The following is an 18375-nucleotide window of genomic DNA, read 5'->3' on the forward strand; positions in this document are numbered from 1 at the left end:
TAAGCCTATGACACAATGAAAGGAACGTGAAGAAAAGGTGGATAACAGATGCCAAAATATCAAGTACTAGTCGTAGATGACGAAGCAGAAATTAGAGAAGCTATCAAAATTTATTTGCGCAATGAGGATATCGCCGTCTTTCAAGCGAGGAACGGTGTGGAAGCATTAGAGATTCTAGAAACAGAAGATATTCAACTCATCCTACTCGATATTATGATGCCGATTATGGATGGAATTAAAGCTACCTTTACCATCAGAGAAACAAAGAATATTCCTATCATTATGCTTTCAGCAAAGTCTGAAGATACTGATATCGTGCTAGGTCTTAATGTAGGTGCAGACGATTACATCACGAAGCCGTTCAATCCTATTGAATTAATTGCCCGTGTGAAATCCCAATTGCGAAGATATACCAATCTAGGCAATTACAAGGTACGCGATGGTGAAACGACAGTCGGCGGTTTGACCCTTAATACGAATGCGAAAACCGTAACGGTAGATGGTGAAGAGGTTCGTTTGACCGCAACGGAGTATAAAATTCTTGAGCTATTAATGGTCAATAAAGGTCACGTATTTTCTATTGAGGAGATTTATGAAAAAGTGTGGAAGGAACCCTATTACAATGCGGAAAATACAGTGGCTGTTCATGTCCGAAGAATTCGCGAAAAAATTGAAATCAACCCAAAAGAGCCCAAATATTTAAAGGTGGTGTGGGGCATTGGATACAAAATCGAAGGGTAAATTTACCCCCTTAGTTGCTCTCATTGTAAGCTTTTATTTGTTGGCTTTACCATTCCTAGTTACGATAGATGTTCTGAATAACATACCGCAATTAAGCAAGGACTATTACTTTACTACCAATGACTTTGGAAGAGATGTGAATCGATTTTCAGATTTATTGGTACGAAGATTTGTAGATTTTAAAGATTACGAAAAAAAACCGTTTGCTGAACAAGCTGAAGAATTTAAAAGGACCAAGTTTAGACTTTCTATACTAGATAATACCTTTCACTACCATATTCAAGATCAACAAACGAAAGATGTTTATGAAAACATAGATAAAACTCCAACTGAAGAAGAATTAAAAACAAAAACACTATTCTATGCAAAATTCCCAATGTTAAATCCACCTGATAATCTTGAAGACGTTAATGTTCTTTTCAAACATTTTGACTGGTGGGGTTATATCACAGTTCCCCTTACCCTAAATGAAGAAAATCTGGAACTTAAATACTATACGTACTTTTTATCAAGTAGAGATCGATTGATGAACGAGTGCCTAGTAGGTTTGGCTAGTCTGATAGGAATCATCTCGATTGGTATCTATTTATTCAAACAAAAGAATATAACTGTCCTACTCTTAGAAAAAATGGCACGAGTACTACGCTGTATACCGATTGATATTCGGATTTTCTTATTGGCCATTGTTTGCATAACTACAATTATTTCCTTGAATCGAACATCCTTTTTCTATTTACAGCCTGGCATCGTACATGTTCTTGTATTAACCGGTTTTGCACTACTGTTTGCCTATATCATCTTGCATATCTACGAAGCTTGTTATATTTTGAATAATCGGGAACAGCTCCAGCTTCAATGGCAAAAAAGTTTTTTGCATCAGCTAAAAATTCTCTATCAAGAAAGCACGTTATACAAAAGCTTACTGTTTAAAGTCGTCCTATTAGCTATTTTATCAGCCGGGTTTGGTTTTAGCTGTCTGTTAATTTTCTGGGGAATCCGGGGAATGGTTGATATCCGTCGTATTCCTGTTATCTGGGGCTTCTTTTATAGCCTGTTTTACCTTCTCTTTGTAGTACCTCTTACCCTACGTAGAATAGGTACTTTAAACAAAATCATAAAAGCTACAGAATTTATGGCAGCAGGACAGCTTAGCCTGCATTTCGAGGAGCCAAAAGCCGGAAACTTTAAAGAACTGGTCCAGAATCTCAATAATATGCGGGAGGGCTTAAAAAAATCGCTGGATAGCCAGATGAAAAGCGAAAAGTTAAAGACGGAGCTGATCACCAATGTCTCGCATGATCTGCGTACACCGCTTACCTCGATTATGAATTATGTCGGACTTTTGAAACAAGACACACTGACTCCTGAGGAATCAAAAGAATACCTTAACATATTGGACAAAAAAACCCACCGTTTAAAGGTGCTGATTGATGATTTGATTGAGGCATCCAAAGTCGCGAGTGGTGCTGTCGAGATGCATGTAGAGCAGGTAGATATTGTCGCTCTCCTAGACCAAGCACTGGCTGAGTTTACTGATAAGATACCTGCTTCAGGACTAATCTTCCGCCTTCATGTTGATCAGCCTAAAATACTTATGCATGTGGATGGGAAAAAGACCTGGCGTGTATTCGAAAACCTCATTAGCAATGTGATTAAGTATTCCTTGCCTAATACTCGTGTTTACCTCTCCCTGAATGAGGAAGCAGATCGCGTGCTGTTTACGATCAAAAATGTCTCTGCCTACGAAATTAGCTATGAAGTAAGCGAGCTATTTGAGCGTTTCAAGCGCGGAGATCAATCCCGCCATACAGAAGGCTCAGGACTGGGGCTTGCCATAGCCAAGAGTATTATGGATTTGCAGGGTGGGGAATTGCACATCGATATTGATGGTGACTACTTTAAAGTAACGGCGATTTTTCCAAAGCAAATTAGGCATGAGGTCAAATCACAATCATAGCAATTGGCACGTCACGGACAGTAAAAGGAGTTCTGAGAAAAAAAGCGTTTTATTAATAGAAGAAGCACCCTAAACCAGCAAAAGCTAGGTTTAGAGTGCTTCCCTTTTATGGAACCATTATATGATAGTTTGATCTCGCGCAAGCTTAGAATACTTTAGTCGTCCAGGATTCACAATTCCATACATCAGTCACAACATCCTGATAGAACTCTGGTTCGTGACATATGATTAGGATACTGCCCTTGTACGCTTTCAAGGCGCGTTTTAATTCATCCTTGGCCTCAACATCCAAGTGATTCGTAGGCTCGTCTAGTACGAGTAAATTGGTTTCGCGGTTAATTAGCTTACATAGGCGTACCTTCGCCTTTTCTCCCCCGCTCAACACATCAATCTTACTTTCGATATGCTTGGTTGTCAGCCCACATTTTGCTAACGCTGCACGCACTTCAAATTGGGTGAATGAAGGGAATTCCTGCCACGCTTCTTCAATACACGTATTAGGATTGCTTCCTTTCATCTCCTGTTCAAAATAACCGATATTCAGGTAATCACCCATACGTACATCACCGGAGATTGGCTTAATTTGGCCTAAAATACTGCGCATTAAGGTTGTTTTACCAATACCGTTTGCACCTACCAAGGCAATTTTTTGTCCCCGCTCCATATACAATTCAAGCGGACGGGACAATGGCTCGTCATACCCGATAACCAAATCCTTTGCTTCCAAAATCACTTTGCCGGAAGCACGAGATTCCTTGAAGTTAAACTCTGGCTTTGGTTTTTCCTTCGCAAGCTCAATCACATCCATCTTATCCAGCTTCTTCTGACGGGACATCGCCATATTACGCGTGGATACACGTGCCTTGTTACGTGCTACGAAGTCCTTAAGCTCAGAAATTTCCTGTTGCTGGCGTTTATAAGCAGATTCAAGCTGAGCCTTTTTCGCCTCATAGATTTGCATGAAGTTATCATAATCCCCAACATACCTGCCTAGCTCTTGGTTGGACATATGATAAATCAGGTTAATAACGCTATTTAAGAATGGAATGTCATGCGAAATCAAAATAAAGGCATTCTCATATTCGTTTAAGTAGCGTTTTAACCATTCAATATGCTGCTCATCCAAATAGTTGGTCGGCTCGTCCAATAGCAGAATGTCTGGTTTCTCTAAAAGCAGTTTGGCAAGTAGAACCTTGGTACGTTGTCCACCGCTTAAATCTTGTACATCTCGTTCCAAACCAATGTCTTCTAGACCTAGTCCGCGGGCAATCTCATCTATTTTAGCGTCAATCACATAAAAATCATTGTTAGTTAGCGTATCCTGAATGGTTCCCATATCTTCAAGCAGTTGCTCTAGCTCTTCTGGAGTCGCATCGGCCATTTTGTCACAGATTGCATTCATCTCAGCTTCCATGTCAAAAAGATATTGAAACGCTCCACGCAGCACGTCGCGAATCGTCATGCCGCGTTGCAGAACGGCATGCTGATCCAAATAGCCCACGCGTACGTTCTTCGCCCATTCGATTTTCCCCTCATCCGGCTCTAGCTTTCCCGTGATAATGTTCATGAAGGTAGATTTTCCTTCGCCATTAGCACCGATTAAGCCGATATGTTCCCCTTTTAATAAACGGAAGGAAACGTCATTAAAAATAGCACGGTCGCCAAAACCATGGCTTAGACCTTGTACGGTTAAAATACTCATGATTAACTCCTTTAGTTTTATGATTAATTGTTTGCTTGCTGTATAAAAAAAGAATCATTTCTTGCGTAATTGTCTCTCAACGGTGATTTACCCAAATCTACATCTCTATGATTATATCGAAAATCGTGACAGAATGTAGGAAAAGTTTCAAGGGAAATTGATCTTTTTCTCGGAAACTACTGGAATGAAAAAACCCGGAGCACAAATCTCCGGGAAAGCGTAGCTTCCTTGCTTTATTTCACTTTTTTCCTCGTTGTCCTTTTCACCGGAATACTCTGAGCGAAGCAAAATACATTGTGAGGATCGTACTTTTTCTTTACCTGCTTCAAGCGGGCAAAATTGGTCCCATAATAGGCCTGTGGCCAATTTTTGATATGAAGATCGGGGAAATTCACGTAATCCCCAATGACATAAGGAGTAAGTGCTTCTCGAAAGCGATTGACCCATCGTATGCTAGCTGTCTGGAATGATTTATTTCTCCATCTAGCCGAAAGCTCAAATATATATCTGGCCCCTCGATGGAAATAGGCGGTATCCGAGGGCAGGAGACGGCCAACAGCTCCCCCTAGGCTTTGACACCACACTGTAGAATGGCGATTTGGGGTGTTTGCCAAAAACTCCTGTAAAACCTTTATCCCTTTAATAGGTAGATTTTTATATGCGTAGGCTCCTGTTATTTTAAATTTTGGCAATAAATTCTCGTCTGATTCGGCAAAGAACTTAACTGCCTCGATATAAGGAACCTGTCGCACTTTAACTTTTATCGGTGAACCTGTGCTTAGGAGAGGTTTTATTAATCTTCTAAGCTCCTCTGCTGTTCCTAGCAATTGTCCCGTTGAAACGATTGTACCTACCTGCTTAGAAGACATTTCAATGGTAGATGTTAAGCCATTGGTTACACTTGGTGCCCAGTGTTGCCATTTATCAAATACCTTTATAAAGTCCTTCCACTTCCACGTAATACTATAGATTGATACGAATTGAATCGGGCGAACTCGGAATATAAAGGAACTAGCAATACCAAAATTGCCTCCTCCCCCACCTTTGGAAGCCCACAGCAGATCAGCATGCTGGCTTGGAGTAGCTTTTAATAGCTTTGCCCCTTTTTTCCCGGAAACTACCACCATGTTGACTGCTTGCAAATGGTCCAGTGTAAGTCCATATTGGCGTGACAGCAGTCCAATTCCCCCACCTAATGTGAGTCCGGCCACGCCCACATCGGCCGCCGTGCCGGCAGGAATGGTTACCCCTTTTTCCCATAATTTTTGATAGACCTCTGCTAACGGTGCACCAGTCTGTACGTAAGCAAGATTACGCTTGCGATCTACAATTATCTTGTTCATCTCACTCACGTCGATAATAATTCCACCGGTAACGGCGGAAAACCCTTCATAGCTATGTCGGCCACTGCGGATACGAATGGGTACCTTCCTTTCTCGGGCCCACTTAACTGCATTAATGATATCCTTTGTACACTGACAAAACACAATTACTCTAGGAAACTTATTAAATCGACGATTATACTCTGCACGTGCCCGATTATAATCAGCATCCCCTGGGAAAACAATTCGTCCTGTTAGTTTGGTTTTTGATGTGGTCTTTGGTTTTGTTTTCACTTTTGTTTTTGGTGTTTCTTTTGTAGTAGCTTCGTTCTTTGCTTTTATTATGAACCGTTCTTTAGCCGTTCTTATTTGTTTTGGTTTTAACATGTCATCCTCCTTCTTAGCCCCTAGCTGTCAGGTAGTTCTGACTTACCTCCTTATTTCTATGTGTTCATTCCATAGCTGGACACGGCATCTATCCTAGCTGGAAAGGCCCTCAAAATAAAAAAACAGCCCGATTTATAATCGGACTGCCAGCGTGTAGACAAAATACCGAAAGGTATGGGGAGGTCTTTAGTGAATAGCTGAAAAACGGCTTTATAATTATTCCCCCTACTGGGCTTTTTAAAGTTTCCTGATGTATGGGGGGAGGAAATGCAATGAGAAAAAAACTTGCTATGATGTTATTATCACTTAAGTGTTATTGTAAATATTTTTATTTTATCTCTGGATAATGAAACTCCAAAGAATCTGGAATCATACAGCGAAATACGTAACTCAACATATGTAAATCACACCCGCGTTGACATTAAATGATATCTAACATTTTTGAGTCTGCATCACGGACTAGAACAACATCCCTTTTAACTTTTTTTAAAAATGAAACTTTCTGTTCCACTAGTTGGTCTAATTATGGAATCAGACGAGTGTCACTTTTGTTAGAAAGGAGAGAATATATGCACACACATACCCCAAATCATTCCACTGAGAAAATCGATCATCTTTATAGACTTATAGAGGTAAACAAGGGGCCTTTGTACCGAATTGCTTATAGTTTCGTCAAGAATCGTGACGAAGCGTTGGATATCGTACAGGATACGATTTATAAGGCTATTGCTTCAATCGATAGCGTGAGAAAACCTGAATTTCTCAAATCGTGGTTGTATCGTATCGCGATTAATTGCGCTCATGATTCTTTACGAAAGACGCAAAGAATTGTAGCTATGGATATAAGTATTCTGGAAAATGTTATGCACCATTCGGATAAAAATCGCGATGAGATTTTCGATGTGAGGCAAGCTCTAGAGAAGCTAGATCTAAAATATAAAACGGTAATTATTCTAAGATTTTTCGAAGATATGACACTTGAGTCTGTAGCAGAAATATTGGACATACCCGTAAGTACTGTTAAGACGCGTCTCTATCGGGGACTCCAAAAATTAAAAATTGATTTACAGGAGGTTGAAAATCTTGAAAAATCAATTAAATGATTTGAAAAAGAGCTATGAAAGCATCGAGATACCAAACGAGCTGGATGCTGTAATTCAATCTGCAAAAGCAAAGGGTAATGCTGAATTATCATCACGTGATAGAGGAGTAAGACAAATGAAAAAGAAAACAAGCAGAATGTTGATGAAAGGACTAAGCGGAGTCGCTGCCTTGTTTATAATGTTTGGCGTTGCCGTCAACACCTCACCGAGTTTCGTTGCTGCTGCGTCAGATGTACCCTTTCTAGGAAGCCTTGTGAAGGTATTGCAGTTTAATAACGGGTATGCCGACGGTGGAGAAAGAACAGACGGGGTTAGTATCAAGCCGATTACGTTGACCCAGGAAAAAGATGATTCCGAACAAATTGTGATCAACTTTACTCAGGGTAACGAGGAACTGGGAGAAGAGACACAACAAGTCGCTCCCGATTTCAATGTAATCTATCAGGAAAACCCGTACACGATGACTTTTACCGTGAATGGCGTGAGATGGGTTGATGAGAAAACATTTGAGAAACTGAAAAACAGCGAATTGGTAGCAGATGCCTACCGGTTGATTACACTGGACGACTCTTCTGATCGTTTCGTAATTGTATTCAAATCACCAGTTAAATACGAAGTAAAGGAATATTCGGACCCTGCCCGAATCGTATTAAACCTTTCAAAAGATAATCAGTATCAGGAAAAAACTGTATACTCAATACGAAGTGCTGCTTATCCGCTCGACGAGCATTTAGCGATTATCGGAGATAGATTGGAAAGAGAGCTTGAAGAGAAAGGTGTTCGATTTCTTAAAGACGGTGAGAATAGGTTTTATATTGAAATTGGGCAGTTAGAAAACATGGAAGAAGCAAACCAGAAAGCCGCGCAAATAACTGAAAAGTACTCACCTATATTTAATAAAAAGTACGGGAAGTACGGGATGGATTTCAAAGTATTTGTTGAAAAAAGAGGAAAATAGCTACCTATTCTGTACGAGACGAAGATAAAAAAGGCTATTCATAATACCGAAGTATCATCAGTGAACAAAAAATAAAACAAATTCCACTTAAAACAGTAGCTTAAGAGGAGTTTGTCCACAGTCTAAAGCATTCCCTTTTTATAAGGGAATGCTTCAGCGTGTAGACAAAGTACCGAAAGGTATGGAGGTCTGCACGCTTTTTTGTTGAATGTATGAATATAGTGGAAAGGAGTGAGTTTCTTGTTAAAAAGACAAGATTCAGAAGCCCGTTACCAACTGTCCGTTGTTTCGTTAGATGAACTTGTCCCTTCTGATCATTTAGTTCGTAAAATTGAAAAGGCAATTGATTTTACTTTTATATACGACCTTGTAAAAGACAAATACTCGCAAGATAATGGGAGACCGAGTGTCGATCCTGTTGTACTAATAAAGATCGTATTTATTCAATATTTATTTGGAATAAAATCTATGCGTCAGACAATCAAAGAACTGGAGACTAATGTTGCTTATCGGTGGTTTATCGGTTATGACTTCTCTCAACCAATCCCTCATTTCTCTACCTTCGGTAAAAATTATGCTCGTCGTTTTTAAGATACAGATTTCTTTGAAACTATTTTCTCACATATTCTTGGAGAAGCTCTTAAACATCGATTTGTTAATCCTTCTGTTATGTTTATTGATTCTACTCACGTAAAGGCTAATGCAAATAAGAAGAAATACAGAAAGACCATAGTTGAACAAGAGCCTAAAAAATATTTATCTTACTTAACAGAAGAATTAAATCAGGATAGGATTGAACACGGAAAGAAGCCCTTGCCAAAAAAGTCTGAGTCTATAAAGAAGGAAGTGAAGTTGAGCACTACTGATCCTGATAGTGGTTGGTTTATTAAGGATGAAAAAGAAAGATTATTTGCATACTCTTTCCATGCCGCAAGCGATAAGAACGGATTCATCTTAAGTGCAAAAGTAACAGCTGCTAATGTTCACGACAGCCAAATGTTCCAGGATGTTTTAAGTCAAGCTATTCATCAAGTAGGAAAACCGTATGCAGTAGCAGTAGATGCAGGCTATAAAACTCCTTATATTGCTAAAACCCTCATTACGTCTGGTATACGTCCTGTAATGCCATATACGCGACCACGTACAAAGGATGGATTCTTTAAGAGATACGAATATGCTTATGATGAATATTATGATTGCTATGTTTGTCCTGCAAATGAAATATTATCTTATGAGACAACAACCCGTGAGGGGTATCGAATGTACAGATCGAATCCATCAATCTGCAAAGATTGTTCCTTTCGGAACCAATGTACAAATAGCAAGGATTCAGTGAAAAAAATCAGTCGTCATATATGGACGGAATACATAGAAGAAGCTGATCATCTAAGACATACGCCAAAAAATAAAGAAATTTATTCAAGAAGAAAAGAAACGATTGAACGAGTATTTGCAGATTTAAAGGAAAAGCATGGCTTGAGATGGACCACTTTACGGGGGATTAAAAAAGTGACCATGCAGGTGATGCTTGTTTTTGCTTCTATGAATTTAAAAAAGCTCGCTACTTGGCTCTGGAATCCAGAAAAGGGGGAGCGTAAGCTTCTTCAATTACTGACTTTTTACCAACAAAAAATAAAACAAACTCTTCTTATATCAGTAGCATAAGAAGAGTTTGTCCACAGTCTGACAGCCCGATTTATAATCGGACTGCTTTCCTAGTACATCATATTTTACGGTATTGATTTCATTTAGCTGGTTACGGTAGTACCTTTACAAAGGCACTATCAACGTACACGGTCTTACCCTGATAAGAGATTTGTAACCAGCCTTTTTGCGAACCTACAATCTCTAAAACGGTATTTTTCGGTACAGCTCCCATAATTTTAGAACCCGCTACTGGCTTGGTGCGTAGGTTCAAAAAGTATGCTGTAACTCTAGCCTGCTTCTTGTCAGATGCAACCACTTGTGCTGGCTCAAGCTTTTTGACAGGAGCCTCTACTGTTGGTTGTTTTGTTGGCTGTTTTGCTGGCTGAACAGGAGTAACCACTGTTTTTTCCGCTGGTGTTGTTACTGCTGGTTCTTCCGCTTTAGCCGCAGGAGCTGGTTTTTCAGCTTCTTTTGTGGACTGATCCGTTGCAGATTCAGACGCCTTGCGAGCTTGGTTTAGCGTTTGATAGAACTCACCTTTGGTTTTTACACCAGTAAATTGATCTGCTTTTACATTCGCTTTTTTCGCAAGCTCTGCGATTTCGGCTGGTGTAACAGCATCGTTTACATTAATAGAAGCTATGTTTGTGTACTTACCATCTTTTGCGACTTCCATAATGCCGTCATTTAGAAGCTCTACCACATCTGCACGCGCTGGAGCTTTCGCATCGAAGCCGGTAACCTTCCAGTATTGCTCATTGTTTGGCGTGTAAACACCATTTTTCACTTCTTGCAGATATTTCATAGACAGGTTACGGATCGTCCCGCCTGTCTCTCCATACGCATCATTTTGCTTAGAAGACCATAGAACGTCGAATTTGCGTCCTTCTAATGCCCCACCTTTTGCTTGCAGAGCTTCCATACGGTAGGAGTTCATACCGATTTTAATTGTATCCTCTGGTTTGATTGCAGTCTCATCCATTCGGCGTAAATTAGTAATACGTTCACCGGCAGGTTTTGATAAATCAATTTCATACTTCACGTTACCAAAAAAATCATTCGTGCTATATTTCGAGGCACGGCGTTTTTTATCAAAACTAGGAGTTACATCACCTGGGCGAGTTGTGTTAAAGTAGCCTGCTGCCCATTCCATATAATCCTTCAAGTCTTTACCTGTAATGTTATAAACGGTAACCTCTCCGCCCGCATAGCGATAGCTATAGGCAATATCTTTTTTCTTGATCGGGCCTGCATCTAACTTCACATCGTCATTATCGATCTGGTGAGCAACCACGTCCGCTTTGCTGTAATATAGCATTACTTCATTAAAGAAGTTAGCCATTGGTGTGGCTTGTACTTGCACCTGTGGAATGCCTTTAATTTCATCGCGCGGTACTAGATTGCCATCCTTTAATTCTGCAACGACGATGTTAGCATCGGCACGAGCGAATTCATGGAACGGCTGCAAGGTTTTTTCCAAACCAGCGTCAGATTTTATAAAAGTACCATCCGCCGCCTTCACCGGAATGGCAGTTGCTTCTTTCTCTTTTAAAAGCACTTTATCTCCCTGTTTGGTAAAGGAAAGATCAATGCGGGAGATATGTGTTCCATATTTATCAGGTTCTGTGATTAAAACGCCATTAATGACTTCTTTTTTAACCAATTTGTGCATATGACCTGCAAAGATGGCGGTTAATTCCGGGTTAGCGTTCGCAATGTCCTCTACACCCGTACCTGGGATGCCATTCTCATTCTCAATCCCCATGTGCATAAGACCAATCATGACATCTACTTTCCCTTTTAACTCGCTAACTGCTTTCTTTGTTTCTTCAACAGGGTTCTTAACGATCAACCCGTTTAGATGGTCAGTGCCTTTTTCAAATTCTGAAATCATTGGCGTATTCATTCCGATAATTCCTATTTTAACGCCATCTTTTTCGATGATTTTATAAGCAGGCATAAAGCGCTCGCCATTCTCTTTGTAAATGTTACCTGCGAGCATCGTGCCTGTGAATTGGCTTCCGATTTTATCTAATACATCTAACCCAAAATTGAATTCATGATTTCCGTAGGCCCAAGCATCATAGCCCATTTCGTTTAAAGCTACCATCATTGGAGATTGCGGCTGATCATTAAATAGCTCCGCTGAGTTATCCTGAATAAGATCACCTGCATCCAATAAGATCGTGTTTGGGTTTTCTTTTCTTACTTGTTTAATAATTGTAAATAATTGTGTCATGCTTCCAGTCAGATTAGGACCATCTAAGCCATAATCCCACGGCATGAAGCGTCCGTGAATATCAGATGTGCCCAGTAGCGTGACGTTCACATCGTTACTCTTGCTCTCTGCAGCTTCTACAGGAGCAGGAGTTGCTACTCCGGTTGCAAGAAAGGAAAAACCAAGCATAGCTGTTAGGAAACCTTTGCAGGCTTTTTGAAGTAAGTGCATGTAGTATCTCCCTTTTATCAAATTGTGAAAAAAAGTCCTAGTAGTAGACTACCGAAATATTAATAATGTTACAACTAAAAATAAGCAGGAAAAATTGAAGGTTTTTATTTCCAACAAATAAAACAAGCCTTATGCTTCCAAAAAACGTAGGGAGAGCCAAATTCAAGGCTTTCCCCACGCTTTCTTTCTACATCATTTACTCCATTTTCCAGCTATGCCTTCTGACTATACTCGGTTACGCATGCGATAAATTCTTCGCCATATTTTTCCCACTTAGCTTCCCCCACACCCTTGATCGTGAGCATGGTAGCTTTATCAGTGGGAACGATTTCACTCATTTCCCGCAAGGTACTATCATGAAAAATAACATAAGGCGGCAATCCCTCTCGCTCGGCGATCGTTTTACGCAACTGACGTAAGATATCAAACAATTGACTATCCTCCTGTCGCTTGATCGGCTTCGCTCGTTGCTTATGCCAGACCTGCTCTTCTCCTTTTAATACTCGCACCGCTCTTTCCCCAAGCATAACCACCGGATATTGGCTTTCTGTTAAGCTCATATAACCTTCCGCAATCAGCCACTGAATCATCTCTACAATCTCTTTTTCCGTGTAGTCTTTCATAATGCCGTATGTAGGCAGTGCCGAAAAACCGAATTGAAGTACCTTTTTATTAGAAGAGCCCCTCAGTACCTGTGCGACCATAACCGCTCCAAAACGTTCCTTCATTCGTTTCACACATGAAAAAATCTTCTGAGCCTCCACCGTACTATCTATTAACTCTGCGTCATCTGTACAATTTCCGCAGGTACCACACTCTTTGGCATGGGGATCACCAAAATACTCCAAGATGTATTGCTGCAAGCAACGTGAGGTTCGGCAATAGTCACTCATTGCATATAATTTTTTGTAATCCTGCTCTTTTCTTTCATCCGTTTGTTCATTTTGTTCAATAAAATATTTCTGCGTTTGGATATCCTGTGCCTGAAACAGCAGGATGCATTCACTACGTTCTCCATCACGTCCTGCACGACCAGCCTCCTGATAATAGGCCTCCAGATTTTTTGGCATATTGTAATGAATGACGTATCTGACATTGGACTTATCAATCCCCATTCCAAATGCATTCGTTGCAATCATGACATTTACGTCATCAAATAGAAAAGCATCCTGATTGCTGATACGCTCATCCTCGGATAGGCCTGCGTGATACTTACCTACACGATGCCCCTTTTGGCGTAAAAATTCATAGAGATTTTCTACTTCTTTGCGAGTAGAAGCATATATGATACCAGCCTGTTCATGATTTGCTGTCACGTAGTCAGAAACAAATGAGCGTCTATCTTCGCCTCTCCGTACAGCTAGCATTAAATTGTCCCGGCCAAACCCGGTAACGAATACTTGACCTTCTTGCAGTGCAAGGAGTCGGCAAATGTCCTCTTTTACCTCAGGGGTAGCCGTTGCGGTCAGAGCCACCACGATAGGCCGCGTACGTAATGACTGTACAAGGCTCGCAACCGCTAGATAACTGGGTCGAAAATCATGCCCCCACTGCGAGACACAGTGCGCTTCATCCACGGCTAATAACGAAATCGGCATCTCCTGAATCATTTCCCGAAACTGTTCGGATTCAAGTCGCTCTGGAGCAATATAAACCAATTTGTACCTGCCCCCTCTAGCATCACTCATTCTTTCCTGCACCTCATGATAGGAAAGAGAGCTATTAATCTGGGTAGCAGGTACACCCATACTAACTAAGGCATCTACCTGATCCTTCATTAAAGAGATTAAGGGAGAGATTACGAGTGTAATTCCATCGAACAGTAAGGCGGGAATTTGATAACAGATGGATTTCCCCCCGCCTGTAGGCATGATTCCTAGCGTGTCGTGTCCGCTCAAAATACTTTCAATAATCTGCTGCTGTCCTTGTCGAAAGGCCGGATAGCCGTAATATCTTTGCAAAAGCTCCTCTGCCTGATGTAAATGTAGCATTATCATCACCACTTTTTTTGGCAGCTCCCGTTCATTTGCCACCATGTTTTTTTCTATTGTATCAAAACAAGATAGACAAAATCTTATCATGAGTCTGTTTCAAACATATAGTTTACGGGTAAAGAGGTAAGTGACGTGTAGCCGCTCACTCACTATCTAGCAATGATACGATTAACCAAGTACATATCCTGTCTTTACGAAAAGGAGAATTAGGTAATGAGCATTCTCGTCGTGGATGACAATCCGATTAATCTCACCATAATTGAAAAGATATTAAACAGTGAAGGATATACAGATATTAAGCTCCTGCATTCAGCCAACGAGCTTTTTGACTATCTGCAAATAGATGCGCCACATAAAATCCATCGCAGTGTGGATCTCATATTGCTTGATCTCATGATGCCGGAAATAGACGGCATTGAAGCCTGTCGCCGCATTCAGCAAAATGACGAATTAAAGCATATCCCGATTATTTTTGTTACAGCTATGGGCGACTCGTTTAAAATGGCAGAGGCTCTTCATGTAGGTGCAAATGATTATGTAATGAAGCCGATTAATAAAATTGAATTAATGGCGCGTATTCGTGTTGCTTTGCGTTTAAAGCACGAAAGCGACTGGCATCGAGAACGTGATAAGGTCATCCAAAGTGAGCTTCAGCTTGCTAAACAAGTACAACGAAGCGTGTTAAGCCATCCAATCTATAATGAACGGATTCAGATTAGCGCTGCCTATCTGCCTACCTTTGAACTAGCTGGAGATATGTATTCCTGGATACCTATTGATGAAAAGCGCTATGGCGTGATCCTATTAGATATGATGGGCCATGGAATTGCGGCTTCTCTGGTTTGTATGTATATTTCATCTGTTCTGCGTGATACCATTACGAAGATTACTGACCCAGAACAAGTCATTCAGGAGTTAAACAGATACATGTATCAGTTAAACAGTACAGAGCGCTTCCTTCAATACTATTTCACCGCCATTTACCTAGTCATTGATACCGAAAAAAGGATTGTAGAATACGTCAATGCTGGACATCCAAAGGGGATCATGATCGTAGACGATATATCGGTTCATTATTTGGATAAAGGAAGTTGTGCCGTCGGTTTCTTCTCAGAAATTGAGGTACAAAAAACGGTTATTGCGTACGAGAAGAGCATGCAAATGGTGTTATACACGGACGGTCTATTAGAAATGCTGGAAAATACCGTAGATGATGGGACAGAAATCATGAAGACAGCGCTTTTCAATCACCCCCTAACTCCTGAACAACTGGTAGAAAATATTTTACCTCCTGAAGCTAGGGAGCATCAGCATGATGATATGTGCCTGCTAATGATTCGTGCTAACGAATAAACCTCCCTGTAAGCATTTTTAAAAAATATTTTTTCTGATAAGCGTGACTTTTCTTGTTTATTGTCGTCATTATATATTGGGAACATTTTACAAAGATTCACTACGAGGAGGTCATTATGAGAAAAGCAAAGAAGCTTCATACAGCGCTAGCTACTTTTATTGCCGTTAGCATGCTATCCGTTACACCCGTATGGGCAGCGGACACATCGGCAAGCACGACACCAGCCACTATTGCCAAACAAGAACAGGCTAACTTGCCTACAGCTATCAAACAATCGCTTGACAAGGTACTTACAGCAATCCCCGAGCTAAAAGCATTTACTGTGGTATCTCATAGACCTGATAGTGATAATAAGACACAGACCGGAAAGTATCAGGTCTATCTCCTTAAGCGTTCCGATAAAGGCGCTGATAAAGCCTCTAAAGATAAAATAGAACCAGAAGCCTTCCTTTCCTTTGATCAAAAATCTGGTCGATTGCTAGAGCTTTCTATTAATCATTCTGAATGGACATCAGATACTCCGCCATCTGAAAAGCTAGCTAAGGAAAAAGCCACTGCATTTCTCAAAACCGTATTAGGTGATGAGCTGGATAAATTAAAGGTAAGTGAGCACAGCGGCGTCTCACAAAGTGGGATGACAACGGAAGACGGAAAAAGAATGGATTGGAAGTATAGAAGTGTAGCATTTGAACGCTTGTACAACGGAATTCCTCTGCTTTCAAGCGGCGTCCATGTATCTGTGGACAAATCGGGTAACATTACCGCTTATTACTTAGGGGATTCAGATATGGTCTATGACGATAAAAAATTCCCCGATCCAAAAGAAGCGTTGAGTAAAGAAAAGGCAGAAGAAGCACTTCAAAAGCTGACGGAAATGAATGTATTCTATATCAGCAACTATTCTAATAACCAAGCCAAAACCAACTCAAAACCTGTGATTGCATACGCTCCCGCCCAAGTCAAAATACTCGATGCCAAGACAGGTAAGCCTGTGGATACATGGGATTCAACTAAACTCTTGACCCCTAAAAAAGTATCCATCTCCGCTAAAGGGGAAGCCTTGAAGGTAACATCTAAGGCTGAGGCAGAAAAGCTTTTGTCGTCGCCTGCATTTGGCCTTGATCTGAGCAAGCTAAAATACGACGAGCGTGAGGAAAAAGACTCTTATACAGGTAATACCTACGTAGAATATTCCTGGGGTTCTCATACCGATGATAATAAGAATATCTATATAAACCTGAGCGCAAATAAGGCAACAGGAGAAGTTATCAGAATGAACTCACATGATAGCTCTCATCTAGGGAAAAAAGGGACCCTATCACCTGCGGATGCCGAGAAAGCAGCCCTGCCATTTATAGAGAAGTATGCTGATTCGAAGGTAAAAGAGCTTTCTCTTGATTCCCTTTTCTCAAACGATCAGGATACAAAGCAAATTCCTGAATGGGTGGACAAGAGTAAGCTGAAGAAGAATGAGAAACATCCCCAATATTATCTTACCTTCAGCCAGCTACACCATAACATCCCTGTAGCTGACAAAGCATACTCGGTTCAGGTAGATGCTCTTACAGGAAAAATAATTGGTTTCCATTTTGACCTCCAAACAGAAGCAGCCCTGCCTGACAGCAAAAAAATCATTACTGCTGAACAAGCGAAAAAAGCCTTTGTCGCATCTCATCCAGTGAAGCTGAGCTACCTATGGCCACAATACGAGGATCAAATGGCACCTGCTCCTTTGTTAGTTTATATCCTAAGTCAGCCGTCAGATTCCTACTTCATTGATGCGCTGACAGGTGAGCCTCTACAATAATTCCATCGGATCATACCTCCTGATTCCTTCAATAAAAAGCGAACCTTCCCGTAATCCAGAAGGTTCGCTTTCCTTTATGTTTCTACCTGCACTTTTGATATATCCGCACTCCTTCAATCTCCTGATAATGGCCCATATCCTTTACATAAGAGAGCGATTCCTTACTCCCTAAGCCGAAGAAACCATTGGTAGATAAGCTCTCATCAAACAATTGGAAGACACGACTCTGTAGGTCTGTATTAAAGTAAATCAGGACATTCCGACAAATCACTACATGGAACTCGTTAAAAGAACCATCTGTTACTAAATTGTGTTGGGCAAAGGTTACGTTTTTTAAGATGGATTGGTTTAAGATTGCAAATTCAGAGTCAGTCGAATAATATTCACTGAAGGCTTTTTTGCCACCGGCTTGTATATAATTCCTTGTAAAATTCTGCATCTTCTTTAAGGAAAAGGTCCCCTTTTCGGCCCGTTTCAACACTTCCTCGTTCATATCTGTCGCATAGATTTTAGTCTTATGGCTCAGATTTTCTTCTTCAATTAGAATAGCCATGGAATATGCTTCTTCTCCTGTTGAACAGCCTGCGTGCCAAATTCTAATTTCAGGAAGCTGATGAAGAAAAGGTATTACCTTCTTACGAAAAACGTAGAAAAAACTAGGATCACGAAACATTTCCGTTACATTAATGGAGAAATCATGTAGCAATTTATCCACAAATTTAGCATCATGAAGTACCTTCTCTAAAAGAGCAGTAACTGTAGGAATCCTGTCTTGTATCATGCGATTCCATATGCGCCTTCTTATTGAAGATCTAACATAATCACGATAATCAAAGCCATACATCCGATAAATTCCTTCTAAAAGAAGATCGATTTCAATGCTTTCTCGTTCATCAATCTGGTATTCATTTGCCTCAGTCAAAGAAGTCATCGATCTGTCCTCCATCTATTTAT

Annotated in this window: 11 protein-coding genes and 1 pseudogene; 7 read left to right on the forward strand and 5 right to left on the reverse strand. The window is 40.5% G+C overall.

Annotated features, from left to right (window positions below; genetic code table 11):
- The first annotated feature begins 48 nt into the window (after positions 1 to 48).
- Both GOP56_RS15300 and GOP56_RS15305 read left to right on the forward strand, forming a co-directional pair.
- The gene (locus tag GOP56_RS15300) at positions 49 to 741 is read left to right on the forward strand and encodes a response regulator transcription factor (RefSeq protein ID WP_003334121.1); all 693 of its coding nucleotides are present in this window, start codon (positions 49 to 51) and stop codon (positions 739 to 741) included.
- Positions 719 to 2698: a sensor histidine kinase gene (locus GOP56_RS15305; protein WP_163245982.1), complete on the forward strand. Its 1980-nt coding sequence runs from the start codon at positions 719 to 721 to the stop codon at positions 2696 to 2698. The genes GOP56_RS15300 and GOP56_RS15305 overlap by 23 nt, the downstream gene beginning before the upstream one ends.
- A gap of 145 nt (positions 2699 to 2843) precedes the next feature.
- On the opposite strand, the gene GOP56_RS15310 is transcribed toward GOP56_RS15305, so the two are convergent.
- Both GOP56_RS15310 and GOP56_RS15315 read right to left on the reverse strand, forming a co-directional pair.
- Positions 2844 to 4400: an ABC-F family ATP-binding cassette domain-containing protein gene (locus GOP56_RS15310; RefSeq protein ID WP_003334119.1), complete on the reverse strand. Its 1557-nt coding sequence runs from the start codon at positions 4398 to 4400 to the stop codon at positions 2844 to 2846.
- A gap of 233 nt (positions 4401 to 4633) precedes the next feature.
- Positions 4634 to 6109, reverse strand: coding sequence for an FAD-binding oxidoreductase (locus tag GOP56_RS15315; protein WP_163245983.1), 1476 nt, complete (start codon positions 6107 to 6109; stop codon positions 4634 to 4636).
- Positions 6110 to 6678: 569 nt separating this feature from the next.
- On the opposite strand from GOP56_RS15315, the gene GOP56_RS15320 reads away from it, so the two are divergent.
- The 3 genes and pseudogenes from GOP56_RS15320 to GOP56_RS15330 all read left to right on the forward strand — a co-directional run bounded on the left by GOP56_RS15320 (position 6679) and on the right by GOP56_RS15330 (position 9835).
- The gene (locus tag GOP56_RS15320; protein ID WP_163245984.1) at positions 6679 to 7212 is read left to right on the forward strand and encodes a sigma-70 family RNA polymerase sigma factor; all 534 of its coding nucleotides are present in this window, start codon (positions 6679 to 6681) and stop codon (positions 7210 to 7212) included.
- Positions 7193 to 8170 (forward strand): DUF4179 domain-containing protein, encoded by a 978-nt coding sequence (locus GOP56_RS15325; protein ID WP_163245985.1) that lies wholly within the window; start codon positions 7193 to 7195, stop codon positions 8168 to 8170. The genes GOP56_RS15320 and GOP56_RS15325 overlap by 20 nt, the downstream gene beginning before the upstream one ends.
- A 240-nt stretch (positions 8171 to 8410) precedes the next feature.
- Positions 8411 to 9835, forward strand: a pseudogene (locus GOP56_RS15330) (IS1182 family transposase).
- 91 nt (positions 9836 to 9926) lie between these two features.
- On the opposite strand, the gene GOP56_RS15335 reads toward GOP56_RS15330, so the two are convergent.
- Both GOP56_RS15335 and recQ read right to left on the reverse strand, forming a co-directional pair.
- On the reverse strand, positions 9927 to 12266 hold the full coding sequence (locus GOP56_RS15335; RefSeq protein ID WP_163245986.1) for a 5'-nucleotidase C-terminal domain-containing protein: 2340 nt from the start codon (positions 12264 to 12266) through the stop codon (positions 9927 to 9929).
- Between the two features lie 212 nt (positions 12267 to 12478).
- Positions 12479 to 14257 (reverse strand): DNA helicase RecQ, encoded by a 1779-nt coding sequence (gene recQ / locus GOP56_RS15340; RefSeq protein WP_163245987.1) that lies wholly within the window; start codon positions 14255 to 14257, stop codon positions 12479 to 12481.
- 216 nt (positions 14258 to 14473) lie between these two features.
- Between recQ and GOP56_RS15345 the strand changes: the two genes are divergently transcribed.
- Positions 14474 to 15613 carry a PP2C family protein-serine/threonine phosphatase gene (locus GOP56_RS15345; protein WP_163245988.1) on the forward strand — a complete coding sequence of 380 codons (1140 nt, stop codon included), beginning with the start codon at positions 14474 to 14476 and terminating at the stop codon, positions 15611 to 15613.
- Between the two features lie 116 nt (positions 15614 to 15729).
- Positions 15730 to 17421, forward strand: coding sequence for a YcdB/YcdC domain-containing protein (locus GOP56_RS15350; RefSeq protein ID WP_163245989.1), 1692 nt, complete (start codon positions 15730 to 15732; stop codon positions 17419 to 17421).
- An 82-nt stretch (positions 17422 to 17503) separates the two neighbouring features.
- Here GOP56_RS15350 and GOP56_RS15355 read toward each other — a convergent pair whose 3' ends face one another.
- On the reverse strand, positions 17504 to 18352 hold the full coding sequence (locus GOP56_RS15355) for a CheR family methyltransferase (protein WP_051876132.1): 849 nt from the start codon (positions 18350 to 18352) through the stop codon (positions 17504 to 17506).
- Positions 18353 to 18375 lie beyond the last annotated feature (23 nt).

Source organism: Brevibacillus sp. 7WMA2, from assembly GCF_010748895.1.
In the GTDB taxonomy this organism is placed as follows: domain Bacteria; phylum Bacillota; class Bacilli; order Brevibacillales; family Brevibacillaceae; genus Brevibacillus_B; species Brevibacillus_B halotolerans.